Origin of the sequence: Rhodobacter calidifons, assembly GCF_011174775.1 — a bacterium.
GTDB lineage: Bacteria > Pseudomonadota > Alphaproteobacteria > Rhodobacterales > Rhodobacteraceae > Tabrizicola > Tabrizicola calidifons.
The window spans coordinates 21,066-45,054 of sequence record NZ_JAANHS010000011.1 but is presented as its reverse complement, the minus strand read 5'-3'; the positions used below and the strand labels follow the sequence as shown (position 1 = coordinate 45,054).

Genomic DNA, 23,989 nt, shown 5'->3' with positions numbered 1-23,989 from the left:
TCGTCCGGACGCAACGGAACAGGGTGGGGCCGCGCCCTGCCCGGTTGGCCGGAGGCAAGGAGGATGCAGCGTTGCCCGGGGACCCTTGTCTAGACGCCCACGTCGGGCGCGGGCAGAAGCTGGACCGCGTTGATCTGCCAGCCTTCGGGCGTTTCGACCATCATGTAGTCGAGATACCAGCCCTTGCCCGCCTGATCGGTGATCCTGACCCGCTGCCACAGGTTGCCCGCAATCTCGCGCAGCTCCTGCATCTGCACCTCTGCGGGCCGGTAGACCATCGGATAGCCCTGCTTGACCATCGCCCCGAAATTCTCGGGCGTGCCGAACAGCCGCTTGATGTTGGGGCTTGCAAAGGTGAAGGCCCGGGCGAAATCGTCGGCAAGGAAGGCCTCGATCTGGCTGCGGATGGTGTTCTCGATCGGCGCTTCCTGGGCGGCGAGCGGCAGGGAAAGCACGACGGACGTCACGATGACAGTCAAGGCAAGGCGCATGGCAAGCCCTCCGGCTGGACCTGCACCGAAACCTAGGGCGTGCTTCGGGCTTGCCAAGGCCTCTTTACGCGCGCGCGCACCATCGCCAGACTGACAGCCAGGACAGGAGAAGCGCAGACCGTGACCTACGCCTTCGATCTTGCCGACACCGACCTGACCGCCAGCCTGCGCCGGATCGCCACCGAGGAACTCGCCAGCGCCCTGGCTCGGCTTGACCAGATCGATGCACCCCGGGCGGTGCACGGCATCCGCAAGAACCTCAAGAAGACCCGCGCGCTCTTGCGGCTGGTGCGGAGCGGGCTGGCAGAACAACCGGCCGCCAACCAGACCCTGCGCGAGGTCGGCCTGGCCCTGTCCGCCCGTCGCGATGCGGCCGTCCGCCTTGCAACTCTCGACCGCCTGTTTCCCGACCGTCCCGAACCGATGCAGGGCCTTTACTCTGTCCTTGCCTTACCCGGCCCGGACCTGGTTGCCGAGCCTGTGGGCGCGCTTCGCGAGCGGCTGATCTCTGTGCTCGACAAGGTTCAGGGCTGGTCGCTTTCGGGCAAGGATACCCGAATTCTCCGCGCGGGGTTGGCCGACACCCGGGCAAAGGCCCTGCGCACCGCACGGGCCGCCCGGCGCAGCCCGCATCTGGACGAAGCCTTCCACGACTGGCGCAAGCGCGCCAAGGACTTCTGGTATCAGTCCCGCCTCTTTGCGCCGGTCTGGCCCGACCTGTTCGCCCCCCTCGTCGCCAGCGCCGACCGGCTGGGCGAGATGCTCGGCGACCATCACGACCTCGCCGTCCTCCGGGCGCATGTCGCGGCCCTGCCCGATGCGCAGGTGCCCGACTTGACCCGGCAGATGCTTGCCCGGCGCCTCGACGCCGCACAGGCCGAGATCGAGGCCAGGGCATTTCCCCTGTCGGCGCGACTGTTCGCCGGAGATCCCGAAGCGATCGCCCGCATCTGGACCGACTGGCGCCGGATCTGGCGCGAAAACGCATAAGAGGGATCCCGGGTCCGGTCGCCCGGTCCGGTCGGATCCCCCGGCGCCCAGCATCAGGGTTTGCGACGCGCCAAACAGACGCAGGCACAGGTCCTCGCGCATGAAGCGCCAGTCCGTCAGACGCGCACGCGGCAGCCGTGGCGGCACCTGGCCCGCAGGATGGTCCCGTCGCCTTCCAGCAAAGCCTTCTCCGCGCCCGAAGCGCCCGGCCAGACCGCACCCCCTTCCGCCTTTCGCCGCGTGTGCGCTGCCACCACCCGAAGGGACCAGGCCTGTCACCGGGCGCCGAAATCCATGCGGATTTCGGGCCGGTTTCCGCATGGAAACCGGCGCCGCGCGCGGGTCAGGCGATCAGCTCGCCCCGCAGCGCCCGCTCGATCAGCGTCACCGTCTCCTCGACCCCGTACAGCGCGATGAACCCGCCAAATCGCGGGCCCTCCGAGGCGCCGAGCAGCACCTCGTACAGCGCCTTGAACCAGTCGCGCAGCGGCTCGAACCCATGTTCCTTGCCCACCGCAAAGACCATCGACTGCAAGGCCTCGTCGTCCAGCCCCCCGTCCCAGGCCTTCAGCCGCGCGACCAGATCCTCCATCGCCGCCCGCTCGCGGTCGTCCGGCAGCCGGAACACCCGCGTCGGCGCGATCTTGTCCGCGAAATAGCGCACCGCAAAGCCCGCCGCCGCATCCAGATCGGGGTGCGTCTCGGGCGAAGCCTCGGGTGCATAGCGCCGGATGAACTTCCACAGTCCCGCCGCATCCTTCGCCGCCGCGACCGAGGCCAGATTCAGCAGCATCCCGAAGCTGACCACCATCTTCGACGCCGGCGGCTTGCCGTTGTGGATGTGCCAGACCGGGTTGTTCACCTGCTGGTCCAGGGTCTGCGCCGGAAAGGCCTTCAGCTGCTGGTGATACTCGTCCACCGCCCGCGGGATCACGTCCCACCACAGCCGCTTGGCCGTCCTGGGTTTCTGGTACATGAAATACGACAGGCTCTCCGTCGCCGCATAGGTCAGCCATTCGTCGATGGTCAGCCCGTTGCCCTTCGACTTCGAGATCTTCTGCCCCTGGTCATCGAGGAACAGCTCATACGTCATGTGGTTCGGCGCCCTACCCCCCAGCACCTCGCAGATCCCGTCGTAGATCGGCGTGTTGGTGGAGTGGTCCTTCCCGTACATCTCGAAGTCCACGCCCAGCGCCGCCCAGCGCGCGCCGAAATCCGGCTTCCACTGCAACTTCACATGTCCGCCCGTGACCGGCAGCGTCCACTCCCGCCCGTCCTCGTCGTCGAAGGTGATCGTCGCGTCCTTCGCATTGACCTCCTTCATCGGCACATACAGCACCCGCCCCGTTTCGGGATGGATCGGCAGGAAGCAGGAATAGGTCTGCTGCCGCTCCTCGCGCAGGGACGCCAGCATGATCGCCATGATCCGGTCATAGCGTTCCGCCGCCAGCCGCAGCGTGTCGTCGAACCGGCCCGACCTGTAGAACTCGGTGGCCGAGATGAATTCATACTCGAACCCGAACGTGTCCAGGAACCGCCGCAACATCGCGTTGTTGTGGTGCCCGAAACTCTCGAACTCGCCATAGGGGTCCGGCACGCTCGTCAACGGCTTCTGCATGTGCTGCCGCAGCATCTCCTGGTTCGGGACGTTCTCCGGCACCTTCCGCATCCCGTCCACGTCGTCGGAAAAGCAGATCAGCCGCGTCGGAATGTCGCTGATGACCTCGAAGGCCCGCCGGATCATCGTCGTCCGCGCCACTTCCCCGAAGGTCCCGATATGCGGCAGACCCGAGGGCCCATAGCCCGTCTCGAACAGCACATAGCCCTTTTCCGGGGCCTTCTTCTCGTACCGTTTCAGCACCGCGCGCGCCTCTTCGAACGGCCAGGCCTTCGAATTCATCGCCGCATCGCGCAACGCAGTCATCGCATCTCTCCTGAAACGGGCCCGGGGCCAGTCCCCGGGACCCCCGTCCTCTATTGCCCCCCCCGCGCCGCGTCAATAATCTGCCGCCCGACGCATAGAGGAGCCGACCATGCCCGAATCCGCCATGTCCCCCCAGGACGCGCTTGTCGCCGTCATGGTCGCCACCTCCGCCTCGGACGAAAACGTGCGCACGGCCGAGCTTGTCGCGATCACCCGCATTGTCAATCACATGCCCGTCTTCGCCACCTACGACCCGGACCGCATCCGCCGCGTCAGCCGCATCGTCTTCGACCTGTTCGAAGAGGAAGACGGGTTGGACGCCCTCTTCGGCCTGATCCGCGAGGCCCTGCCGGAGCGCCTCTACGAGACCGCCTATGCCTTGGCCTGCGACGTGGTCACGGCGGACGGAAGACACTCCCAGGTCGAGCTCCGCATGCTGGAGGAGGTCCGCGAAGAGCTGAAGATCGACCGCCTCCACGCGGCGGCGATCGAGTGGGGGGCCAGGGTGCGGCACATGGTCGTCTGACGCAGGTCGGGCTGCACCCCGGCCTCCGCAGGCTCAGGATCCATGGCTCTGCCTGAAAGTGCCCGGCCCGCGTGAGTCGTGCCTCGGAACCGACGGTGTGACGATGAACGACCAGTTCCGACGGGCCGAAGCCGGGATCAGGCGCCAGCCGCCTGCGAGGCAGGTCGCGCCATGTCTGACTGCCACGGCCATGACCGGCGCAGCGCTGCCGCCCCCCTGCCCCAAGGTTCAGTCGTCGCGGTCGTCCTTGAAGGTGCGGTGGCCCGAGATCATGGTGGATACGATCGACTGGCGGCTCATGATGTCCTCGCGGATCGCGACATAGATGTGGATGATCATGAAGATCACGATCCACCACATGCCCGGATGGTGCAGGGTGTGCATCCGCTGGCTGTTCCAGGTCAGCCCGTGCATCCAGCCGAACAGATCATGGGTCAGGCTGCCTTCCTGTGCGCCTTCGGCGTAAAGGGCGAACCCGGTGAAGACCATGAAGGTCACGCCCAGCGTGATGAAGAAGAACATCGCCACCTGAGCAAGCGGGTTGTGGCCGACATATTTCTTCGGCTCCTTCTCCAGGAAGAGATACCAGCGCAGCTCGAACAGCACCTCCTGCCAGAAGTCCGCCTTCCAGAACGGGACGTAGAACAGCTGCCTTGCATGGTGGTTGCCGACCATGGCCCAGTAGATCCGGCCCAGGAAGGCGATCAGCAGCACCTGCCCGGCGGCGAAATGGGCAAAGCGGATGTAGCCGAAGACGAACTGCTCGTAAGCCTCGCCGATGATCATCGTGGGCGGCGGCGAGCCGATGAAGTAGCCGGTGACGATCAGGACCAGGATCGACGCGGCGTTGATCCAGTGCCACAGGCGCACAGGCGCCTCATAGACATAGATCGAGGTCTGCCGGTTGACGGTAGCCAGGTCCTCGGGGGCCGCGTCATGGGCGGGAACGGGGGCTGAGGGGGGGGGCCATGATGTCAGCCCGCCATCATCAGAAGGCCCGACAGGGCGATCCCCGCCCCCATCGCCTGCTGCACGATCGGCCGGGCGGCCACCGCCCGCGCGATGCCGATACCGGCCAGATGCAGCGCGGCGGTCGAGATCAGGAAGCCCGCCAGATAGGCGAAGGCATTGCCCGTGGCCTCGGTCGCATGGGCGTGGCCATGGGCGGTGGCGAAGGCGGCGATGGCGGCCAGCGAGGCCCCCGTCACCCAGCCCGGCTGGCCGCGGCGCGCGACCAGCGTCAGCAGACCGAAGGCCACGACCGACCCGACGATCACCGTCTCGACCATCGGAAAGTCGATCCCGGCCCAGCCGATGCCCGCGCCCACCGCCATCGCCCCCATGAAGGCCGCCGCCCCGGCCCAGAAGCGGTGCGGCAGCACGAAGCCCGACCACAGCCCCACCGCCAGCATCGCCAGAAGGTGATCCGGCCCGAAGATCGGGTGTTGCAGCCCGTGCACGAAGCCGTTGGCCTCGCCCACCCCGGTGTGGGCCAGCGCCGGGCCCGCCAGCACGGTCAGCATGATCGCATAGGCAAGTTTGGTCATCGCTTTCCCTCCCTCAGCGGACCTTGACCCGGGCCAGTTCCTGGCCATCAGGCGACATGACATGGGTCGAACAGGCAAGACAGGGGTCGAAGCTGTGCAGCGTGCGCAGGATTTCGACCGGCTCTTCGGGGCGTTCGACCTTGGTGTTCATCAGCGCCGCCTCGAAGGCGCCGATGTTGCCCGCCGCGTCGCGCGGGCTGCCGTTCCAGGTGGTCGGCACGACGCATTGATAGTTCTCGATCCGGCCGTCCTTGATCCGGATCCAGTGGCCCAGCGCCCCGCGCGGCGCCTCGGTCATGCCCACGCCCTTCGCCTCCTTCGGCCAGGTGGAGGGGTCCCATTTCGCCACGTTCGCGGTGCTTTCGTCGCCGTTGCGGATGTTGGCGACCAGCTTGTCGAAGAAGTGCTTCTGCAACCGCCCGCAATATTCGCTTTCCAGCGCCCGGGCCGCCGTCCGGCCGAGGGTCGAGAACAGCGCCGACACCGGCAGGTTCATGGTGCGCAGCAGGCCCTCGACCTGGTTCCGGATATCCTCGTGCCCCGAGGCATAGCCCACGACATAGCGCGCAAGCGGCCCCACCTCCATCGCATGGCCCTTCCAGCGCGGCGCCTTGATCCAGGAATACTTGGCCGCCTCGTCGATGTTTTCGATGTTGGTGCGGCTGCCCTTGGCATTCGGGCCAAGCTCGAACCTCGGGCTCGTCTCTCCGTCCCAGGGGTGCAGACCCTTGCCCGGTTCGGCATACTGATACCAGGAATGATCGACGAACTCCTGCACCTGCCCGGGGTCGCGCACATCGACGTCCTGCACCTCGTTCAGGTTGCCGTTGATGATCGCCCCGCGCGGCAGGCGCAGGTTGGCCGCCCTGAAATCATTGGCGTTTTCGGGAATGTCGCCATAGGCCAGCACCGACCTGCCCGAAAGCCCGCCGCCGTAGAGCCAGTTCTTGTAGAACCCGCCGATCGCCACCACGTCGGGCAGATAGACGTTGCGGTTGAACGCGATGCACTTGTCGATGATGGAGCTGACATGGTTCAGCCGCTCCATGTTGATCGCCCCCACCGCGCCCGTCGAATGGACGTTGATCGGGCAGGGCACGCCGCCCACCAGCCAGTTCGGATGCGGGTTCTTGCCGCCGAAGATCGTGTGGATCTTCACGATCTCCTTCTGCAAGTCCAGCGCCTCGAGGTAATGCGTCGTGGCCATCAGGTCGGCCGCGGGCGGCAGCAGATAGGCCGGGTTGTCCCAGTAGCCGTTCTTGAAGATGCCCAGCTGCCCGCTTTCGACGAAGGCCTTCAGCCGGTTCTGCACATCGCGGAAATAGCCGGGCGAGGACAGCGGATGGTTCGGACTGACCGCCTGCTGCAACTCGCTGGTCGCCTTGGGGTCGGCGCGCAGCGCGTTGACCGGGTTCACCCAGTCCAGCGCGTGCAGGTGGTAGAAATGCACGATGTGGTCGTGGATCTGGAGGTTCAGCTGCATGATGTTGCGGATCGAGTTCGCGTTCTCGGGGATGGTGATCCCCAGCGCATCCTCGACCGCCCGCACCGAGGTCAGCGCATGCGTCCCGGTGCAGACGCCGCAGATCCGCTCGGTGAAGGCCCAGGCATCGCGCGGGTCGCGGCCCTTCAGGATCACCTCGAGGCCCCGCCACATCGTGCCGGTGCTGACGGCGTTGGTGATGATGTTCTGGTCGTTGACGTTGACCTCGCAGCGCATGTGGCCCTCGATCCGCGTGACCGGATCGACCACGACGCGGGTGCCGCTGGTGTCGAGCGTGAAGCCGTTGGGAGTGGTCACGGTCATGGCTCAGCCCTCCACCTTGTCCTGCGTTTTCTTCTGCGCCCGTTTCAGCGCCGAGATGGCTGCATGCACTGCCACCGCGCCGCTCACCACGCCGGCGGCCGCCATGCCGACCTGATCGGCATTCGCCTCGACCCCGAACTGCTTGATGTTGGTCAGGCGGTTGTAGAAGCTGCCCTGATCCCAGAAGCCGTCCTCGGAACAGCCGATGCAGCCGTGGCCCGACTGGATCGGGAAGCTGACGCCCTCGTTCCAGCCGATGGTGGAGCAGGCGTTGTAGGTCGTCGGCCCCTTGCAGCCCATCTTGTAAAGGCAATAGCCCTTGCGCGCGTTGTCGTCGTCCCAGGCCTCGACGAACTGGCCCGCGTCGAAATGCGGGCGGCGATAGCATTTGTCGTGGATGCGCTGGCCGTAGAACATCGCCGGGCGGCCCTGACGGTCCAGTTCGGGAAGCCTGTCGACGGTCAGCATGTAGGTGATGACGCCGGTCATCACCTCGGCGATGGGCGGGCAGCCGGGGATCTTGATGATCGGCTTGTCGGTGATGACCTTGTGGACGGGCGTGGCCTGCGTCGGGTTGCGCTTGGCCGCCTGCACGCAGCCATAGCTGGCGCAGGCCCCCCAGGCGATGATCGCCTTCGCCCCTTCGGCCGCCCGGCGCAACTGTTCCACGAAGGGCTTGCCGCCGACGATGCAGAACATCCTGTCCTCGTTCAGCGGCGGGTTGCCCTCGACGGCCAGGATGTAGTTGCCGTGGTGCTGCTCCATCGCCTCTTCCATGGCGGCCTCGGCGGCATGGCCTGCGGCGGCCATCAGGACGTGGCAGTAGTCGAGCGAGATCATCGACAGGACCACATCCCTGGCCAGCGGATGGGCGCCCCGGATGAAGCTTTCCGAACAGCAGGTGCATTCGAGGCCATTGACCCAGATCACCGGCGTGCGCGGCTTCGTTTCCATCGCATGGGCGATCTGCGGCACGAAGCTGGGGCCAAGGCCCAAGGCGCTGGCGGTCAGCGAACAGTATTTCAGGAAGCTGCGCCGGGTAATCCCCTGACGTCGCATGACCTCGTAGAAGGTTTCGATCTGGCTCAACGCTGGCCCTCCCTCATGTCCCCAAAGGCGCCTTCGCACCTCTCCGCCGCTAGGGAAGCAGGGTGTGCCGTGGCATACAAAGAAAAATGCCGCCGCCGCGGATTGCTGTTTTCCTGTGCTGAATCAGCGCCTTGAAGGGTGGCGGCGCGGCGGGGGGCGGTCGCCTGCTTGCCGGCTTTCCGCCCCGGCGGTCAGCGGCTTTCCACCCCGCGCAGCGCATTCGCTGCCGCGACGGTCGCCTGCCCCAGCGCGAGTCCGCCGTCATTCGCGGGCGTCACCCGATGGGTCAGCACGGGGGTCTCGCCCAGCGCCCGGATCGTCAGATCGTGCAGCAGCGCGTTCTGGAAACACCCGCCCGACAGGGCCACGGCCCGGGCCTCTCCGCGCGCCACGAGGTCACGCGCGGCGGCGGCGAAGGCCTGCGCAAGCCCCAGATGGAACCGCCCCGACAGTTCGGCCGGCGATGCCCCCGCCTGCAGGGCGCGCCGCGCCTCGGCCCAGATCGGGGCGGGGTCGATCAGGGCGCCCCTTTGTGCAAAGGGCAGGCCCGCCCCCCCGTCCTGCGCCAGTGCCTCGAGCCGCATCGCGGCCTCGCCCTCATAGCTTTGCGCCATGGGGCAGAGGCCCAGCACGGCGGCGAAGGCATCGAACAGCCGCCCGGCGCTGGACGAGAGCGGCGCGTTGATCCCGCGCGCCGCCGCCTGCCGCAAGAGGTCGCGCGGGGCCTGCGCAAACAGGGCATCGGCCCAGTCCGCCAGCCCCGCCTGATCCAGCCGGGCCAGCGCATTGCGCCAGGGTTCCCGCGCCGCCCTGTCGCCGCCGATCAGCGGCGCGGGGCGCAGGTGGGCGGCGCGGGTGAAACCGTGGTAGTCGCCCAGCAGCACCTCGCCGCCCCAGAGCGTGCCGTCGGGGCCAAGGCCCGTGCCGTCCAGCACGATCCCCGCCACCTTGCCGCCATCCAGCGGCCAGAGGTTCTCGGCCAGACAGGCGGCCAGATGGGCGTGGTGGTGCCAGACCTCGGCCACCGGCAGGCCCATCGCCTGACCGGCCTGCGTGGCGCGATAGCCGGGGTGGGCATCCACCGCGACCAGCGCGGGGGCATGGTCGAACAGCGCACGGTAGTCCGCCACCGCCTTGACGAACTCATCGGCACTTAGCGTAGCGTCCAGATCGCCGAGGTGGTGGCCCAGCAGCGCCTGCCCGTTCTTCACCAGGCAGATCGCCCCCTTCATCTGCCCGCCCAGTGCCAGCACCTGCGGCGCATCCGCGAATCCCGGCGGCAGCGGCAGAGTGCCCGGCACCCGGCCCCGCGCGCGGCGCAGGATCATCGGGGGCTGGCTGCGTTCCACGCTGTCGTCCAGCCGCCGGGCGATCTCGCGGTCATGCATCAGGAAGCCGTCGGCAAACCCGGCCAGCTTCGTGCGCGCCTCGGCGTTGCCGATCACCTGCGGCTCGCCCGACAGATTGCCGCTGGTCATCACGAGGGGGCCGCCGAAGGCCTCCAAGAGCAGATGGTGCAAGGGCGTGTAGGGCAGCAGGACGCCAAGCGCGGCCATGCCGGGGGCGATCCCCTCGGGCAGGGTCCGGCGCGAGCGCAGGAGCACGATGGGCGCGGCGGGATCGGACAGGAGCGCAAGGTCCGCCTCGGTCACCTCGGCCAGCGCAGCCAGGTCGGCCCGCCGCGCCATCACGGCCAAGGGCTTGGCCGGGCGGCGCTTGCGGGCGCGCAGCAGGGCGACGGCGGCCGGGTTGCGGGCATCGCAGGCCAGATGGAACCCGCCGATCCCCTTCACCGCCACGACGCCCCCCGCCCGCAGGCAGGCCACGGCCTGCGCGATCGGATCGCCCGGCAGCTCGGTGCCGGACACCTCGAACCACAGGCGCGGGCCGCAGGTGGGGCAGGCCACCGGCTGGGCATGAAAGCGGCGGTCGGCGGGATCCTCATACTCTGCCCGGCAGTCGGGGCACATCGGAAAGGCCGCCATCGTGGTCTGCGCCCGGTCATAGGGCAGGCCCTTCAGGATGCTGAAGCGCGGGCCGCACTGGGTGCAGTTGGTGAAGGCATAGCCCTGGCGGCGCCCCGGTTCGGCGATCTCGGCGACGCAGGCCGGGCAGGTGGCGGCATCCGGCGTGACGCGGGTTTCGGCCCCCCGGCCCCGGCTCGGGGCGATCTCGAACCCCTCGGGCAGCTCGCCTGCGAAGCCCGAGATCTCCACCGCATCGACCCTCGCGAGCTTCGGCGCCCGGGCGGAAATCGCGGCGACAAAGGCCTCCAGCCCGGCGCCGGAGGCCTCGATCCCCACACCTTCCGCATCATTCCAGACCCGCCCGCGCACCCCGAACTCCTGCGCCAGCTGCCAGACGAAGGGCCGGAACCCCACCCCCTGCACCTGCCCCTGCACCCGGATCGTGACTGCCCGCTCTTTCATCTGTCCACAAATATCCCGGGGGTCCGGGGGCTGGCCCCCGGTCCGCCGCCTCCCCTAGTGCACCGTGCAGACCATGCCGGGATCGAAACTGCGCACCACATGCTGCACGGCCAGCGGCACCGGCCCTTCGACCTGCGTGCCCTCCAGCGCGGCCTCCAGCGGGCCGGGAACGTCGGCCGCATCGCGCGGGCTGAAGTTCCAGGTCGTCTGCGCGATGATCTGGTAATTGGCGATCTTGCCGTTCCGGATGCGCAGCCAGTGCCCCAGCGCCCCGCGCGCCGCCTCGACCATGCCTGCGCCCTGCCCGTCGCGCGGCAGGCTGCACTGCGCCATGAAGCTTTCGCCGGGGGCAAGGGCCGCCACCCAGGCCTCCATCAGGATCTGGGTCCGCGCCAGTTCCAGAAGCCGCCCGCCGACGCGGGCCACCACCCCGCCCTCCTCGGCCAGGGCCAGCGCCAGCGGGTGGCCATCCACCACCTGCCGGGCGAGCGCCCCCACCTCCATCGGCTGGCCTGCCAGACGCGGGGCCTTGCACCAGCTGTAGGCCGGGGCGGCCATGCCCTCGTCCGGGGTGGTCATGCCGTCCAGGGGATGCGCCGTGCCGCCCAGCATCCAGGCATGGCTCAGATCCTCGGCGATCTCGGCGGGCCGGACCGGGCCCGGGGCGCCCGCGCTGCGGGTGCCCGCCGCAAAGGCCGGACCATCGGCGAGCGGATAGGCCCCGAAGGACAGGTAGCGCCCGGCGCCCCGGCCCAGTCCCGCAAGGCCAAGGTCGGCGGCGATGCCCAGAAACAGCGCCACATCGCCGCTCGGCCAGCGCATCAGGGCGGCCACGTCCTTCAGCGCGCAGAAATCCTCCAGCCGCCCGCCGAAAAGCACGGTTTCGAGATAGCGGCGGAAGGCGCGCAGCGTGGCGGCCAGGCGCGCCTTTTCGCGCGGCCCCGGCGCGCGGGTCACGCCGCCCGGCTGGATCCCCAGCGTATGCGGCCACTTGCCCGCCATCAGGCCCATGGCGTGCAGAAGCTCGGCCCGGGCCTGCACCGCCGCGCGCTGCGCGCCGCCCTCCAGCGCGATGAACCGCGCCACCGCACGCGCATGCCAGGGGCGCCCGGCATAGGCGGGGCGGGCGAAGTCGGGCATGAAGAACAGGTGGAAATGCGTCAGATGATCGGCCACATTCTCGGCCGCGTGGATCAGGGCAGCGGCCAGCGCGCCCTGGGGGGTGGGCGTCAGCCCCATCGCCGCCGCCAGGGCATGGGCCGCCGCGGTGGACTGGCTGATCGAACAGATCCCGCAGATGCGCGGGGTGATGACCAGCGCGTCGCGCGGATCGCGACCCTCCAGCATGCGCTCGAACCCGCGGTAGAGCGGCGCGTTCACCTGCGCGCGGGCCACTCGGCCCCCGGCCACATCCAGCGTTACTTCCAGATCGCCCTCGACCCGGTTGAACGGGCCGACGACCAGCCGCGCCCCGGTCACGTCACCCGTCATCGCGGCTTGCGCAGGGTGGGCGGCACGACCACCCGGTCGGCATGGGCGTTCCGGTCGATCCGGGGCGGGGTTGCCGCCTTGGACAGCGAGGCCAGCGCCATGAACCAGGCCTTGGGCATGTCGGTCGGCAGGCCCACGGGGATGCCCGCGATCTTGGGCGTCTCGACGAAGGCATGGGCCGGATCCTCGAACTGCGGCGCGGTGCAGTTGATGCAAGGGTAGCCCCCGCGCGTGCAGCTGCCCTCGCCGTTCCAGGGCCGGATGTTGCAGTCGCCCACCGCCTGCGTGCCGATGCAGCCGAGGTTCTCCATCATGCAGCCCTGTTCCGACAGGCTGCGGGCGCTGGCCTTGTATTCGTAGAACTCGTTCTTCGGGCAGCCGTGATGGACCAGATGATCGGCATAGAACCGCGGCCGGCCGTAGCCGTCCAGCGCCACGGGCTCGCCCGCCGCCAGCAGCATCAGCGTTTCCGTCACCCAGCCGGGATGCGTGGGGCAGCCCGCCACGTTGACGACCGGCGCGCCCGACCCGCTGCGCCAGGCGGGGGCGAACAGTCCGTCGGGATGGGCGCCGTCGTAGTGCAGGCCCACCGCATCGGTCGGGTTGCCGCCTGCCGCCGTCACCCCGCCATAGGCCGCGCAGGTGCCCACCGCCACCACATGCCGCGCCCTGGGCGCCAGCCGCTGCACCCAGGCCATCAGGCTCTGGCCGGTGCCCGACAGCATCTGGAACCGCCCCGTCCCGCCCGGCCCCCGCGCGATCGCGCCCTCGACACACAGGATATCCAGCGGCACCCGCCCCTCGGCCACATCGTCGAGGATCGCCCGCGCCTCGGCCCCGGTGGCCAGCGACAGCGCCGGGTGCCACAGAAGGCGGATGCCCGCATCCTCCAGCATCTCGATCACGCCCGGGCTTTCGGCGCAGAGCAGCGACATCGTGCAGCCGCCGCAGCCCGAGGCCTGAAGCCAGAGCAGCGTCGTCATGACCCGGCCTCGCAGGGCAGGCTCAGCCGGAAGCAGGCGCCGGGGCCGGGCGTGTCGCACAAGGTCAGGGTGCCGCCGTGTTCCTGGGCGATCTTGTGGCTGATCGACAGGCCAAGTCCGGTGCCGCGCCCGACCGGCTTGGTCGTGAAGAAGGGATCGAAGATCGCGGCCGCCACCTCGGCGGGGATGCCGGGGCCGTTGTCCTGCACCGTTAGGTCGGCCCGGTCGCCCGCCTGCACGACCGACAGCCGCACCCGGCCATCGGCCTGTCCCTCCAGCGCATCGACCGCGTTCTGCACCAGGTTCATCACCACCTGCTGGACATGCCCGGGCCGACCGCGAACCTGCACCGACTGCATCGGCTCCATCTCCAGCGCCACGGGCTCCTTCCGGCCGCGCATGACCCAGCTGGCCGCGACGCGCACGATCTCGGCCAGGTCGAACAGCACCATGTCGCCCGCACCGTCGGCCGACAGCCGCCGCAGATCCTCGTCGATGTCGCGCACCCGTTCGGCCCCTTCGCGCGCGCCCTTCGTCGCCTCGCGCAGATTGGCCACCTCGCGGTCCAGCCGCAGGTCCTGACGCAGGGCGATCAGCTCCTCGCGGCTGGCGCCGGCCTGAACCCGGGCGAAATAGGTCTCGAACTTGCCCGCATAGCGTTCCAGCGCATGGGTGTTGGCATAGACGAAGCTGATCGGGTTGTTCAGCTCATGCGCGACCCCGGCCAGCAGGCGGCCCAGCGAGGCCAGCTTCTCGTTGCGCACCAGCTGCGCCTGCGCCGTCTTCAGCGCGTCATGGCTTTGCCGCAACTCGGCATAGGCGGCGCGCAGGGCCCCCAGGGGCCGCCCGGTCAGCACGAAACCATCGACCCGCCCCCGGTCATCCAGCCGAGGCGCGATCGAGATGTCCAGCGGCTCCACCCCCTCGGCCGCCAGCAGGTTCGCCTCGAAGCTGCCGGTGCGGCGGCTGTCGCGGATGGTTTGCAGCATGGCGGCCACGGTGCCCCGATGCTCCTCGGCGAACAGATCGGCCACCGGCGCGCCCAGAAGGCTGCGATCCGGCCCCGCAATCCGGGTCAGCGACTCGCTGATCCGCGCGATCCGCCCCCCCCCGGTCGGTCACGATCAGCACATCCGACACCGAGGACAGGATCGCCGTCAGGAAGGTGCGCATCTCCTCCAGCTCGGCATTCTGCCGCTCGAGCTGTTCCTGATAGCTCACCAGGTCGGCATAGGTGCGGTCCATCGCCGACAGCACCTCGCCCCAGGCGTCATCGGTGAACTGCGCCGGTCGGTCGGAACTCAGGATGTCGAACGCAGAGGCCATGCGGGAATCTTAGAAGCCGCGCGGGGCTGTGAACAGAAGAATGTTGGCAGTCCCGCCGCCCTGTCACCCCAGGTACAACTGGCAGGCAAGTTGTCGGTCAAGGCTCCGACCGAAAGGCCTCTTTCCAGCCTGCCTTCCGCAGTGCGCAGAGGGATACCGAAATTCCGTCGTTCTTTCCGATGCTTGAACAAAAGTCGGGCATTTCGCAAATTCCCTTTCCCGGCCCCCTGAAAACCATACTCTCACTTCCAGGCGGATGTGAAAGGCATCCGACCACACTCAAGGGGAGGAAAGACCCGTGGCGCCGAAGGTTCTGATTCTGGGCATCGGGAATGTGCTCTGGGCCGACGAAGGCTTCGGCGTCCGCTGCGTCGAGATGATGGCCGAAACCCACGCCCTGCCCGACCACGTCCGCCTGCTCGATGGCGGCACGCAGGGGCTCTATCTGCTTCCCTTCCTGGAAGAGGCCGATGCGCTGATCGTGTTCGATGCTATCGACTACGGCCTGCCGCCCGGCACGATCAAGGTCATCCGCGACAGCGAGGTGCCCGCCTTCATGGGCGCCAGGAAGATGAGCCTGCATCAGACCGGCTTTCAGGACGTGATCGCCACGGCGCAGCTGATGGGCTATTGCCCGGCGCGCATGGTGCTGATCGGCTGCCAGCCGGTCGAGCTGGAGGATTACGGCGGCGGCCTGCGCCCCGCCGTCGCCGCCCGTATCCTCGAGGCGCTGGCCATCGCGCGCGACATCCTGGCCGACTGGGGCGTTGCGGTGCGCGAAGGGCGCACCGACAGCCCGCTTCTGGCCGACCCGTCGATCCGCCGCGACGCCTATGAGGCGGGCCGGCCGTCCGAGGATGCGGCCTGCCGCGTTGGCGATGCCCGCTTTCTGCCGGGGGCCGCTTGATGTGCGTGGGCATCCCGATGCAGCTTCAGGCGGTGAACGGGATCGTGGGCCATGCCACCGACAACGGGCAGTTGCAGCTTCTGGACCTGTCGCTTCTGCCCGATGCCCGCCCCGGCGACTGGGTGCTGGGTTTCCTCGGCACCGCGCGCGAGATCCTGCCCGAGGCCGAGGCGCTGTTGATCCGCAAGGCGCTGGCCGGTCTGTCGCAGGTCATGGCGGGCGGCGACGCGGGGGATGCCTTTGCCGATCTCGAGGCCCGCACGCCCCGCCTTCCCCCCCATCTGCAAGCCGCGCTGGACGCGGGCCGAACCACAGGGTGACACCGATGCACGACCATGCGCCATACGACCTGCCCCCCGCCACCGCCCTGCACCCCAGCCTGGCCCGGCTGACGACAGACTTCGGTTATCCCCGGCTGGATGATCCCGACGCGGTGGCCGATTTCCTGGCCCGCCCCGGCGTGCATTGCCTGTTCATCCCGGGCGACGCGCGCCGCAATCTGGAAACCGCCGACGCCGCCGTGATCCTGCCGGAACTGCGGCAGGCGTTTCAGGGCGCCTTCGACTGCGCGGTGATCGGCGACGCCATCGAGGCCGACCTGCGCGAGACCTGGCGCGCGCTCAAGACGCCGGGCCTGTTGTTCTTCCGCCAGTCCGATTTCCTGGGCGCGGTGGAGCGGGTGCGCGACTGGTCGGACTACCTCGCCCGCATCACCCGTTTCCTGTCGCTCAAAGCCGCCTGAGGTCCGCCCATGGTTTCGCCCTTCACCCTTCCCCCCACCGGCTTCGGGCCCGGCTCGCAACCCGACCCGGAGGGCGAACTGCAATACATGCCCATGCCCTCGGGCATGCGCGTCTATGAACCCCATATCCCCGAGGCCGAGGACGCCGCCGCCCTGGCCGAGGCCCTGGCCATGCTGTCCGAGATGGCCAGCGCCTGCGCGGCGGTGGCAGGGGGCAGCGCTGCCGTCAGCTTCGACCTCGCTACCCTGTCGCCCGCCGCCCGCAAGGTGATGGCCGACGCCCTGGGTCAGGGCGAGGTCTCGATGAAGCTGCGCGGGCGGCCCGCCGTGATGGTGCAGGAAAGCGTCTTTGCCGGGGTCTGGATGCTGCTGGCCGCCGGCATGGATACGGTCGAGATCGCCCCCGTGCCCACACTGGCCTTGTCCCGCGCGCATCTGCCCCACAGCCCGGCGCTCGGGCTCCTGGCCCGCCGCGTGCCGGGGCTGGCCAACGCGCCCGCCATTCTGGCCGAGCTGGTGGACAAGTCGCTGACCCGCCGCCCCGGCAGCCTCGCCCATGTGGTGAACCTCTCGCTCCTGCCCCATTCGCCCGAGGATCTGGCCTGGCTGTCCGAGGCGCTGGGCGAAGGCTCGGTCACCATCCTGTCGCGCGGCTACGGCAACTGCCGCGTCACCGCCTGCGCGCAGGCCCATGTCTGGAAGGTGCAGTTCTTCAACTCGATGGACACGCTGATCCTGGACACCTACGAGGTCTGCGAGATGCCCGAGGTCGCCATCGCCGCGGCCGAGGACCTGGCCGACAGCGCCATACGCATCCGCGAAGTGATCGAGGCGATCCGATGACCCCGGGGTTCGAAGGCAGCTATCTGGGCGCGGCCGACAAGATCAGCCCGGCCGCGATCATGGAATGCAAGATCTGCTGGACGCCCTATGACCCGGCCGAGGGCGACGAGACACGGCAGATCAGCCCCGGCACCGCCTTCCTCGACCTGCCCGAGGACTGGACCTGCCCCGGCTGCTCCGCCCCGCGCGCGCAGTTCCTGGTGCGCGAGGATCCCGGCGCCCCCTCTGCCGCCCTGATGGCCGAGATGGAGGCGCGGACAAAGGCCCTGGTCGCCGACTTCACCAAGGTGTTCCATTCCAGGATGCGCGACCTGCCCGTGGTCAATCAGGCGCTGCATGTGCAGGCCGTGGCGTTCCAGCCGCACGAGGGCGGGTTCCTGGGCATCCTGATCGCGCCCTGGTTCATGAACCTCGTGTTCCTGCCGGGGGCCGACCGCCCGGCCCTGAAGGCGGGCACGAAGGAGGTGCTGACATTCCCCTCGGGCGACTACGAATTCATGCACGCCAGCCGCGAGATGGTGGGCCCCTACCTGGCCTGCGCGCTGTTCTCGCCGATGGGCGATTTCACCAGCCAGATGCAGGCGGTCGAGGTGGCCCGCGCGGCGATGGTCGAACTGTTCAGGCCCGAGAACCGGGCCGAGACCGACCGCAGCGCCGAGATCCGCGCCCGGCGCGAGGCCGCGCTTGCGCCCGAGCCCGCGGCCCCGGCAGAGCCCGAGGCCACGCCCTCGCGGCGGCAACTCCTGACCGGGGAGCTGGGCGGATGACGCTCGGCGCGGCGCGGATCACGCAAGGGGCGGCGGGCTGGCAGATCGATCGCCAGTCGGGACCCGATCTGGCCGCGCATCTGGTCGGGCGGGCGGTGGAGGAGGCAGCGGTGCTGCTGCCGCGCCTGTTCAACCTTTGCCGCATGGCGCAGGCCACCGCGGCCGAGGTCGCCCTTGGCCTGCCGCACGCCACCGATACCGGCGCCGAGGTGATCCGCGATCATCTCGCCCGCATCTTCGTCACCCTGCGCCGGGCCTTCGAGCTGCCCCCGCTGCGCCCCGACCCGGCCGAGGTGCCTGGCGCAGCGGGCCGCCTGCCTGCCACGCTGAACGAATTGTCCGCCTGGCTGGCCAGCCCCCTGCCCGCCGCCGATCTGGGCCGGGCGGTGGCGCGCAGCTTTCCGCGCGGCCTTGGCGCGGTGCCGCCGCTGCCCCAGCCGCAGGGCGCGGCAATGGGGGCCTTCGAAAACGCGCCCGCCGGGCGGCAGGCCGGCCACCCGCTGCTGCGCGCGGTGGAGGCGGATCAGGGCCGCAGTCCCCTCTGGCGCTACCTCGGGATGCTGGTCGATCTGGAGGCCGCCCGCGACGGTGCCCTGCCGCCGCCCCGCCGCCTGCCCGACGGCACGGCAGTTGTGCAGGCCGCGCGCGGGGCCTATGCCCTGCGTCTGGGGCAGGCGGGGGGGCGTGTCACTTCGGTCCTGCGGATCACGCCGACCGACCATCAGCTTGCCCCCGGCGGCGCCCTTTCGCTGGCGCTCGCCAGCCTGCCCGGCGACCGGCCCGACCTGGCCGCGCGGCTTGTCGCGCTGCATGATCCCTGCATTCCCGTGACGGTGGCCCCCGTGACTGTTGCCGAGGTCAGCCATGCATGAGATGAGCCTCGCCGAAGGCATCCGCAGCATCGTCCTCGATCAGGCCCGCGCGCATGGCTTTGCCCGCGTCACCGTCCTGCGGCTGGAGATCGGCCGCTTTGCCGGGGTCGAGAAACCCGCGCTGGACTTCGCCTTCGACGTCGTGATGCGCGGCAGCCCGGCCGAAGGCGCGCGGCTGGAAATGATCGACCTGCCCGGCCAGGCGCTGTGCTATGACTGCGCGAAAACGGTTCAGATCGCCGACCGGCTGGACCCATGTCCCGAATGCGGCGGCGGGCGACTGATCCCGCAGGGCGGCGACGAGCTGCGGATCAAGGATATGGAGGTGCTCTGATGTGCACGGTGTGCGGCTGCGGCGACAAGGTGGTGATCGACGGGCGCGAGGTCTCGCACGAGGAGGCCCACCGGCTGGGCCTTGCCCATTCCCATGACCACGGTCCCGTCGGGCCGGGCGAACACACGCACCACCATCATCACCGCCACAGCCACCCGCACCGCCACGGCGACCTGGTGCACGATCACCCGCACGACCACCACCATGACCATCCGCATGACCACAGCCACGGGCCGCACCACGACCACGGCGACCCCGCCCACGCCCATGCCCATGCCCATGGCGCGGACGACCACGACCATACCCACGACCATCTGCACTATGGCACCGGCCCGGCCGGGGTTTCCGTGCCCGGCATGAGCCAGGCCCGGCTGATCGAGGTGGAAACCTCGATCCTGGCCAAGAACGACGCGATCGCCGCCTCGAACCGGCGGGTGCTGCGCGCGCTGGGGGTGCTGGCCCTCAACCTCGTCTCCTCGCCCGGGTCGGGCAAGACGACGCTCCTGTGCCGCACGATCGAGGCCCTGGGCGACGCCCCCCTTGCGGTGATCGAGGGCGACCAGCAGACCTCGGCCGACGCCGACCGGATCCGTGCCACCGGCGCGCGGGCGATCCAGATCAACACGGGCAAGGGCTGCCATCTGGATGCCGCGATGGTCGGCCACGCCATCGACGACCTGCGCCCGCGGCCGGGATCCTACCTCTTCATCGAGAATGTCGGCAACCTCGTCTGCCCCGCCGCCTTCGACCTGGGCGAGGCGGCAAAGGTCGCCATCCTTTCGGTGACGGAAGGCGAGGACAAGCCGCTGAAATACCCCGACATGTTCACCGCCGCGCGGCTGGCGATCCTGAACAAGACCGACCTCGCCCCGCATTGCGACGTGGACCTCGACCTCTGCGAGGCCAACCTGCGCCGGGTGAACCCCGGGATCGAGATCCTGCGCCTGTCGGCCCGCACCGGCGAAGGCATGCCCGCCTGGCTCGACTGGCTGCGCGCCCGGCTGGCCGAGGCGCAGGCATGACCGCCCCGCGCCCCACCGTCCTTCTGGTCGATGACGAGCCGAATTCGCTCTCGGCCATGCGCATGGCGCTCGAGGACGAATTCGACTGCATCACCGCCGCCGATGCCGAAACCGCCATGGCGCGGATGGAGGAGGAATGGGTGCAGGTGGTGATCTGCGACCAGCGGATGCCGGGCCGGACGGGGGTCGAGCTTCTGACCGATCTGCGCGAGCGCTGGCCCGATACGGTGCGCATCATCATCACCGGCTACACCGACCCCGCCGCCATGGCCCAGGCGATCAATGACGCCGGCATCCACCAGTTCATCACCAAGCCCTGGCATCCCGACCAGCTTGTGATGGCTGCCCGCAACGGCGCGCGGCTGTTCCAGCTGGCCCGCGACAACGAACGCATGGCGCTCGAGATGCGGTTCCTCGCCTCGACCGCCCAGACCAAGCTGGAACGCCGCCGCACCGCCCTGCGCGACGGGATGGGGTTCGAAACCATCCTGCGCAGCCCGCAAAGCCCGATGAACGCCCTGGTCGAGACGGCCCGGCACTATGCCAGTTTCGATGTGCCGGTGCTCCTGCTGGGTGAACCGGGAACGGGCCGGGCGCGGCTCGCGCGGGCGATGCATTATGCCTCGCTGCGCTCCGACAAGCCGTTTCAAGCGATCAACCTGGCGGGCCTGCCCGATGATCTGGCGATGGTCGAGCTGTTCGGGGCCAAGCGCGGCGTGCTGCCGGGGGGCGTGAACAAGATCGGCCTCGCGCAGAAGGCGGACCGCGGAACCCTGTTCGTCGCGGGAATCGAACAGGCCTCGCCCGCGCTGCAACCGGCGCTGTGGCGGCTGGTGGACGAGGGCAGTTTCACCCCTGTCGGCGGGCAGGAGGTGCTGACCACCAACCTGCGCCTGATCGCGGGCGCAGGCGCCGACCTGCCCGCGCGGGTGGCGGACGGGCGGTTCCGGCTGGACCTCTACTATGCGCTGGCGGTGGTCGAGATGGCGATCCCCCCCCCCTGCGCGCCCGGCGCGGCGACGTGGCGCTGCTCGCCCAGCATTTCCTGACCGACCTTGCCGCCACCCACGGCAAGGCCGCGCAAGGCTTCACCCCCGCCGCGCTGGAGTTTCTGGAGAATTACGACTGGCCCGGCAACCTGCGCGAACTTCTCAACGAGGTCACGCGGATGCTGATCCATGCCCGCACGCCGGTGCTGGGCGCCGATCTCATCAGCCGCCCGATCCTGCAGGCCCTGCCTTCCGAGGCCGGTGCCGACCGCACGGCACAGGCGGTTCTGGTGTCGGACGGCACGCTGAAGGACCGGGTGGAACTGATCGCGATGCGCATCCTGCGCGAAACGCTGACCCGCCACCGCTGGAACAAGAGCCGCGCGGCGGTGGAACTGGGCCTCAGCCGCATGGACCTGCACGCCAAGCTGGACCGGTACAGCATCGCGGCCCCCTCGGGCCAGATGCAGGACGAGGAGGAGGAATAGGCCATGTGTCTGGGCATCCCCGGCCGGATCACCGCCATCACCGATGCCGCCCGCCTGATGGCGATGGCCGAGGTCTCGGGCGTGCGGCGCGAGGTGAACGTGGCCTGCGTCGCGGGCCATGACCTGGAGGCGCTGGTCGGCCAGTGGGCGCTGATCCATGTGGGCTTTGCGATGAGCCTGATCGACGCGGACGAGGCGCAGGAGACTCTCGACCAGATGGCCCTGAGCCGGGAGTCCCTCGCATGAAATTCGCCTCCGAATTCCGCGACCCCGTCGCCGCCCGCGCGCTTCTGTCCGCCATCGCCCGCAAGGCCGACGCGATCGGGGCCGCCCGCGCGCGACCCGTCCACATCATGGAGATCTGCGGCGGCCATACCCATTCGATCTTCCGCTACGGGCTCGACAGGCTGATCCACGAGGGGGTGGAGTTCGTCCACGGCCCCGGCTGCCCGGTCTGCGTGCTGCCCATGGCGCGGGTCGATGAATGCGTGGAGATTGCCGAGCGGCCGGGCGTGATCTTCACCACCTTCGGCGATGCGATGCGGGTGCCCGGCCACCGGAAAAGCCTGTTGCAGGCGAAATCCGGCGGGGCCGACATCCTCATGGTCTATTCGCCGCTGGACGCGCTGGAGCTTGCCCGCCGCAGCCCGGGGCGCGAGGTGGTGTTCTTCGGCCTCGGCTTCGAGACCACGACCCCCTCCACCGCGCTGTCGATCCAGCAGGCCGCGCGCGAGGGGCTGACCAACTTCAGCGTGTTCTGCAACCACATCACCGTGCCCGAACCGATCAAGGCCTTGCTCGACGATCCCGACATGGTGCTCGACGGCTTCATCGGCCCGGGCCATGTCAGCATGGTGATCGGCACCCATCCCTATGATTTCATCGCCCGCGACTACGGCAAGCCCATCGTCGTGGCGGGGTTCGAGCCGACCGACCTGCTGCAATCCGTCCTCATGGTGCTGACCCAGATCGCCGAAGGCCGGGCGGCGGTGGAAAACCAGTATGCCCGCGTGGTGCCCGAATACGGCAATTCGGTCAGCCTTGCCGCCATCGCCGATGTCTATGAACGCCGCCCCAGCTTCGAATGGCGCGGCCTGGGCGAGATCGACGCCTCGGGCCTGCGCATCCGGGCGAAATACGCCGCCTTCGACGCCGAGGAGAAGTTCGGCATCGGCTATGCCACCGGGCGGCGCAGCGTGCCCGAGATCGAGGGCTGCGCCTGCGGCGCGGTGATGACGGGCAAGCTCAAGCCCACGCAATGCCCGCAATTCGGCAAGGGCTGCACCCCGGACATGCCGCTGGGTGCGCTGATGGTGTCCTCCGAAGGGGCCTGTGCGGCCTACTGGCAATATGCCGGCGCGCGCGAGACGGCGGCATAGATGGCGCTGCGCGACACCCATGTGACCATGGCCCATGGCGGCGGCGGGCGCGCGATGCGCGACCTGATCGACGATGTGTTCACCAGCGTCTTCCAGCCCCCCGACACCGAGGATCAGGCCCGCCTGATGGACGAGGCCCTGCGCGAACCCGGCGCGCGGCTGGCCTTCACCACCGACAGTTTCGTGGTCACGCCGCTGGAGTTTCCCGGCGGCGACATCGGCACGCTGGCCGTCTGCGGCACCGTCAACGATCTGGCCGTCGGCGGCGCGCGGCCCCTGTGGCTCTCGGCCGCCTTCATCATCGAGGAAGGCTGCGAGATCGCCCTTCTGCGCCGCATCGTCGCCTCCGTGGCAGCCGAGGCGGCGCAGGCCGGCGTGCGGATCGTCACCGGCGACACCAAGGTGGTCGAACGCGGCAAGGGCGACGGTCTGTTCATCACCACCGCCGGGGTCGGGGTCATTCCGCCGGGCCTCGACCTGGGCGCGCGGCACATCCGGCCGGGCGACGCGGTCATCGTGAACGGCGTCCTGGGCGACCACGGCGCCACCATCCTGGCCGCCCGTGGCGATCTGGCGCTGTCGGTTGACCTCGCCTCGGATTGCGCGGGGCTCGGCCATCTGATGCAGGCCGCCCTTGCCGCCGCGCCCGGCCTGCGCGCTGCCCGCGACTGCACGCGGGGCGGCCTTGCCTCGGCGCTGAACGAGATGGCGGCCGAGGCGGGCCTCGCCGTGGAACTGGACGAAACCCGCCTGCCGCTGCGCCCGGAAGTGGCCGGTGTCTGCGAGATCCTGGGGCTCGACCCGCTCTATCTGGCCAACGAAGGGCGGCTGGTCCTGTTCTGCCCGCCCGATCAGGCCGAAGCGCTGGTAGCCGCCCTGCGCCGCCTTCCCGAGGGACAAGGGGCCTGCGTCATCGGGCAGACCCTGCCCGCCCCCGCCGGCCGCGTCACCCTGCGGACAGCCTTCGGCGGAGCGCGCCTGGTTGACATGCTGATCGGCGAACAGCTGCCCAGGATCTGCTAGGGTCCGGGCCCATCGGTCTG

Annotated in this window: 22 protein-coding genes and 2 pseudogenes; 14 read left to right on the top strand and 10 right to left on the bottom strand. The window is 69.4% G+C overall.

The window, feature by feature from the left end; all coding sequences use genetic code 11:
• Positions 1-89 precede the first annotated feature (89 nt).
• A complete protein-coding gene (locus G8O29_RS13810; RefSeq protein WP_166403812.1) occupies positions 90-491 on the bottom strand; it encodes a DUF4864 domain-containing protein in 402 nt (133 codons plus the stop codon).
• Between the two features lie 120 nt (positions 492-611).
• Between G8O29_RS13810 and G8O29_RS13805 the strand changes: the two genes are divergently transcribed.
• Positions 612-1,481 (top strand): CHAD domain-containing protein, encoded by an 870-nt coding sequence (locus G8O29_RS13805; protein WP_166403811.1) that lies wholly within the window; start codon positions 612-614, stop codon positions 1,479-1,481.
• 343 nt (positions 1,482-1,824) lie between these two features.
• Here G8O29_RS13805 and G8O29_RS13800 read toward each other — a convergent pair whose 3' ends face one another.
• On the bottom strand, positions 1,825-3,405 hold the full coding sequence (locus G8O29_RS13800; RefSeq protein ID WP_166403810.1) for a lysine--tRNA ligase: 1,581 nt from the start codon (positions 3,403-3,405) through the stop codon (positions 1,825-1,827).
• Between the two features lie 109 nt (positions 3,406-3,514).
• Between G8O29_RS13800 and G8O29_RS13795 the strand changes: the two genes are divergently transcribed.
• On the top strand, positions 3,515-3,931 hold the full coding sequence (locus tag G8O29_RS13795; protein WP_166403809.1) for a tellurite resistance TerB family protein: 417 nt from the start codon (positions 3,515-3,517) through the stop codon (positions 3,929-3,931).
• A gap of 228 nt (positions 3,932-4,159) precedes the next feature.
• Here the strand turns inward: G8O29_RS13795 and cybH are convergent, their stop codons facing one another.
• The 8 genes and pseudogenes from cybH to G8O29_RS13755 all read right to left on the bottom strand — a co-directional run bounded on the left by cybH (position 4,160) and on the right by G8O29_RS13755 (position 14,603).
• On the bottom strand, positions 4,160-4,909 hold the full coding sequence (gene cybH, locus G8O29_RS13790) for a Ni/Fe-hydrogenase, b-type cytochrome subunit (RefSeq protein ID WP_166403850.1): 750 nt from the start codon (positions 4,907-4,909) through the stop codon (positions 4,160-4,162).
• Positions 4,906-5,478 (bottom strand): HupE/UreJ family protein, encoded by a 573-nt coding sequence (locus G8O29_RS13785; protein WP_166403808.1) that lies wholly within the window; start codon positions 5,476-5,478, stop codon positions 4,906-4,908. Before G8O29_RS13785 ends, cybH begins: the two co-directional genes overlap by 4 nt.
• Before the next feature lie 13 nt (positions 5,479-5,491).
• Positions 5,492-7,285 carry a nickel-dependent hydrogenase large subunit gene (locus G8O29_RS13780; RefSeq protein ID WP_166403807.1) on the bottom strand — a complete coding sequence of 598 codons (1,794 nt, stop codon included), beginning with the start codon at positions 7,283-7,285 and terminating at the stop codon, positions 5,492-5,494.
• A gap of 3 nt (positions 7,286-7,288) precedes the next feature.
• Complete coding sequence (locus tag G8O29_RS13775; protein WP_166403806.1) at positions 7,289-8,374, bottom strand: hydrogenase small subunit; 1,086 nt, start codon at positions 8,372-8,374, stop codon at positions 7,289-7,291.
• Between the two features lie 191 nt (positions 8,375-8,565).
• Positions 8,566-10,803, bottom strand: coding sequence for a carbamoyltransferase HypF (gene hypF / locus G8O29_RS13770; protein ID WP_166403805.1), 2,238 nt, complete (start codon positions 10,801-10,803; stop codon positions 8,566-8,568).
• A gap of 54 nt (positions 10,804-10,857) precedes the next feature.
• Positions 10,858-12,294 carry a nickel-dependent hydrogenase large subunit gene (locus G8O29_RS13765; protein WP_166403804.1) on the bottom strand — a complete coding sequence of 479 codons (1,437 nt, stop codon included), beginning with the start codon at positions 12,292-12,294 and terminating at the stop codon, positions 10,858-10,860.
• A complete protein-coding gene (locus tag G8O29_RS13760; protein WP_166403803.1) occupies positions 12,291-13,277 on the bottom strand; it encodes an NADH-quinone oxidoreductase subunit B family protein in 987 nt (328 codons plus the stop codon). The genes G8O29_RS13765 and G8O29_RS13760 overlap by 4 nt, the downstream gene beginning before the upstream one ends.
• Positions 13,274-14,603, bottom strand: a pseudogene (locus G8O29_RS13755) (sensor histidine kinase). The gene G8O29_RS13760 and the pseudogene G8O29_RS13755 overlap by 4 nt, the downstream one beginning before the upstream one ends.
• A 298-nt stretch (positions 14,604-14,901) precedes the next feature.
• Between G8O29_RS13755 and G8O29_RS13750 the strand changes: the two are divergent.
• The 12 genes and pseudogenes from G8O29_RS13750 (at position 14,902) to hypE (ending at position 23,969) form a co-directional block, all read left to right on the top strand.
• Positions 14,902-15,510 (top strand): HyaD/HybD family hydrogenase maturation endopeptidase, encoded by a 609-nt coding sequence (locus G8O29_RS13750; protein ID WP_166403802.1) that lies wholly within the window; start codon positions 14,902-14,904, stop codon positions 15,508-15,510.
• Positions 15,510-15,830, top strand: coding sequence for a HypC/HybG/HupF family hydrogenase formation chaperone (locus G8O29_RS13745; RefSeq protein ID WP_166403801.1), 321 nt, complete (start codon positions 15,510-15,512; stop codon positions 15,828-15,830). Before G8O29_RS13750 ends, G8O29_RS13745 begins: the two co-directional genes overlap by 1 nt.
• 5 nt (positions 15,831-15,835) lie before the next feature.
• Positions 15,836-16,252: a thioredoxin domain-containing protein gene (locus tag G8O29_RS13740; protein ID WP_166403849.1), complete on the top strand. Its 417-nt coding sequence runs from the start codon at positions 15,836-15,838 to the stop codon at positions 16,250-16,252.
• A gap of 9 nt (positions 16,253-16,261) precedes the next feature.
• Positions 16,262-17,095: a hydrogenase expression/formation protein gene (locus G8O29_RS13735; protein WP_166403800.1), complete on the top strand. Its 834-nt coding sequence runs from the start codon at positions 16,262-16,264 to the stop codon at positions 17,093-17,095.
• A complete protein-coding gene (hybE, locus tag G8O29_RS13730) occupies positions 17,092-17,862 on the top strand; it encodes a [NiFe]-hydrogenase assembly chaperone HybE (protein WP_166403799.1) in 771 nt (256 codons plus the stop codon). The genes G8O29_RS13735 and hybE overlap by 4 nt, the downstream gene beginning before the upstream one ends.
• Positions 17,859-18,734: a HupK protein gene (locus G8O29_RS13725; RefSeq protein ID WP_166403798.1), complete on the top strand. Its 876-nt coding sequence runs from the start codon at positions 17,859-17,861 to the stop codon at positions 18,732-18,734. The genes hybE and G8O29_RS13725 overlap by 4 nt, the downstream gene beginning before the upstream one ends.
• Positions 18,727-19,068 (top strand): hydrogenase maturation nickel metallochaperone HypA, encoded by a 342-nt coding sequence (gene hypA / locus G8O29_RS13720; protein WP_166403797.1) that lies wholly within the window; start codon positions 18,727-18,729, stop codon positions 19,066-19,068. The genes G8O29_RS13725 and hypA overlap by 8 nt, the downstream gene beginning before the upstream one ends.
• A complete protein-coding gene (gene hypB / locus G8O29_RS13715) occupies positions 19,068-20,090 on the top strand; it encodes a hydrogenase nickel incorporation protein HypB (RefSeq protein ID WP_242679114.1) in 1,023 nt (340 codons plus the stop codon). Before hypA ends, hypB begins: the two co-directional genes overlap by 1 nt.
• Positions 20,087-21,567, top strand: a pseudogene (locus tag G8O29_RS13710) (sigma-54-dependent transcriptional regulator). The gene hypB and the pseudogene G8O29_RS13710 overlap by 4 nt, the downstream one beginning before the upstream one ends.
• Positions 21,568-21,570: 3 nt before the next feature.
• Entirely contained in the window at positions 21,571-21,813 is a 243-nt protein-coding gene (hypC, locus tag G8O29_RS13705; protein ID WP_166403796.1) for a HypC/HybG/HupF family hydrogenase formation chaperone, read from the top strand.
• On the top strand, positions 21,810-22,946 hold the full coding sequence (gene hypD / locus G8O29_RS13700; protein ID WP_166403795.1) for a hydrogenase formation protein HypD: 1,137 nt from the start codon (positions 21,810-21,812) through the stop codon (positions 22,944-22,946). The genes hypC and hypD overlap by 4 nt, the downstream gene beginning before the upstream one ends.
• Entirely contained in the window at positions 22,947-23,969 is a 1,023-nt protein-coding gene (hypE, locus tag G8O29_RS13695) for a hydrogenase expression/formation protein HypE (RefSeq protein WP_166403794.1), read from the top strand.
• Positions 23,970-23,989: the final 20 nt, after the last annotated feature.

Bases quoted from the DNA above. Each gene is read 5' to 3' on its own strand.
- G8O29_RS13800 (WP_166403810.1), bottom strand. From the start codon at position 3,405: ATGACTGCGTTGCGCGATGCGGCGATGAATTCGAAGGCCTGGCCGTTC.
- hypA (WP_166403797.1), top strand. From the start codon at position 18,727: ATGCATGAGATGAGCCTCGCCGAAGGCATCCGCAGCATCGTCCTCGAT.
- hypC (WP_166403796.1), top strand. From the start codon at position 21,571: ATGTGTCTGGGCATCCCCGGCCGGATCACCGCCATCACCGATGCCGCC.
- hypF (WP_166403805.1), bottom strand. From the start codon at position 10,803: ATGAAAGAGCGGGCAGTCACGATCCGGGTGCAGGGGCAGGTGCAGGGG.
- hypE (WP_166403794.1), top strand. From the start codon at position 22,947: ATGGCGCTGCGCGACACCCATGTGACCATGGCCCATGGCGGCGGCGGG.
- hybE (WP_166403799.1), top strand. From the start codon at position 17,092: ATGACCCCGGGGTTCGAAGGCAGCTATCTGGGCGCGGCCGACAAGATC.
- G8O29_RS13725 (WP_166403798.1), top strand. From the start codon at position 17,859: ATGACGCTCGGCGCGGCGCGGATCACGCAAGGGGCGGCGGGCTGGCAG.
- hypD (WP_166403795.1), top strand. From the start codon at position 21,810: ATGAAATTCGCCTCCGAATTCCGCGACCCCGTCGCCGCCCGCGCGCTT.
- G8O29_RS13740 (WP_166403849.1), top strand. From the start codon at position 15,836: ATGCACGACCATGCGCCATACGACCTGCCCCCCGCCACCGCCCTGCAC.
- G8O29_RS13735 (WP_166403800.1), top strand. From the start codon at position 16,262: ATGGTTTCGCCCTTCACCCTTCCCCCCACCGGCTTCGGGCCCGGCTCG.
- G8O29_RS13785 (WP_166403808.1), bottom strand. From the start codon at position 5,478: ATGACCAAACTTGCCTATGCGATCATGCTGACCGTGCTGGCGGGCCCG.
- G8O29_RS13810 (WP_166403812.1), bottom strand. From the start codon at position 491: ATGCGCCTTGCCTTGACTGTCATCGTGACGTCCGTCGTGCTTTCCCTG.
- G8O29_RS13765 (WP_166403804.1), bottom strand. From the start codon at position 12,294: ATGACGGGTGACGTGACCGGGGCGCGGCTGGTCGTCGGCCCGTTCAAC.
- hypB (WP_242679114.1), top strand. From the start codon at position 19,068: ATGTGCACGGTGTGCGGCTGCGGCGACAAGGTGGTGATCGACGGGCGC.
- G8O29_RS13780 (WP_166403807.1), bottom strand. From the start codon at position 7,285: ATGACCGTGACCACTCCCAACGGCTTCACGCTCGACACCAGCGGCACC.
- G8O29_RS13795 (WP_166403809.1), top strand. From the start codon at position 3,515: ATGCCCGAATCCGCCATGTCCCCCCAGGACGCGCTTGTCGCCGTCATG.
- G8O29_RS13760 (WP_166403803.1), bottom strand. From the start codon at position 13,277: ATGACGACGCTGCTCTGGCTTCAGGCCTCGGGCTGCGGCGGCTGCACG.
- G8O29_RS13745 (WP_166403801.1), top strand. From the start codon at position 15,510: ATGTGCGTGGGCATCCCGATGCAGCTTCAGGCGGTGAACGGGATCGTG.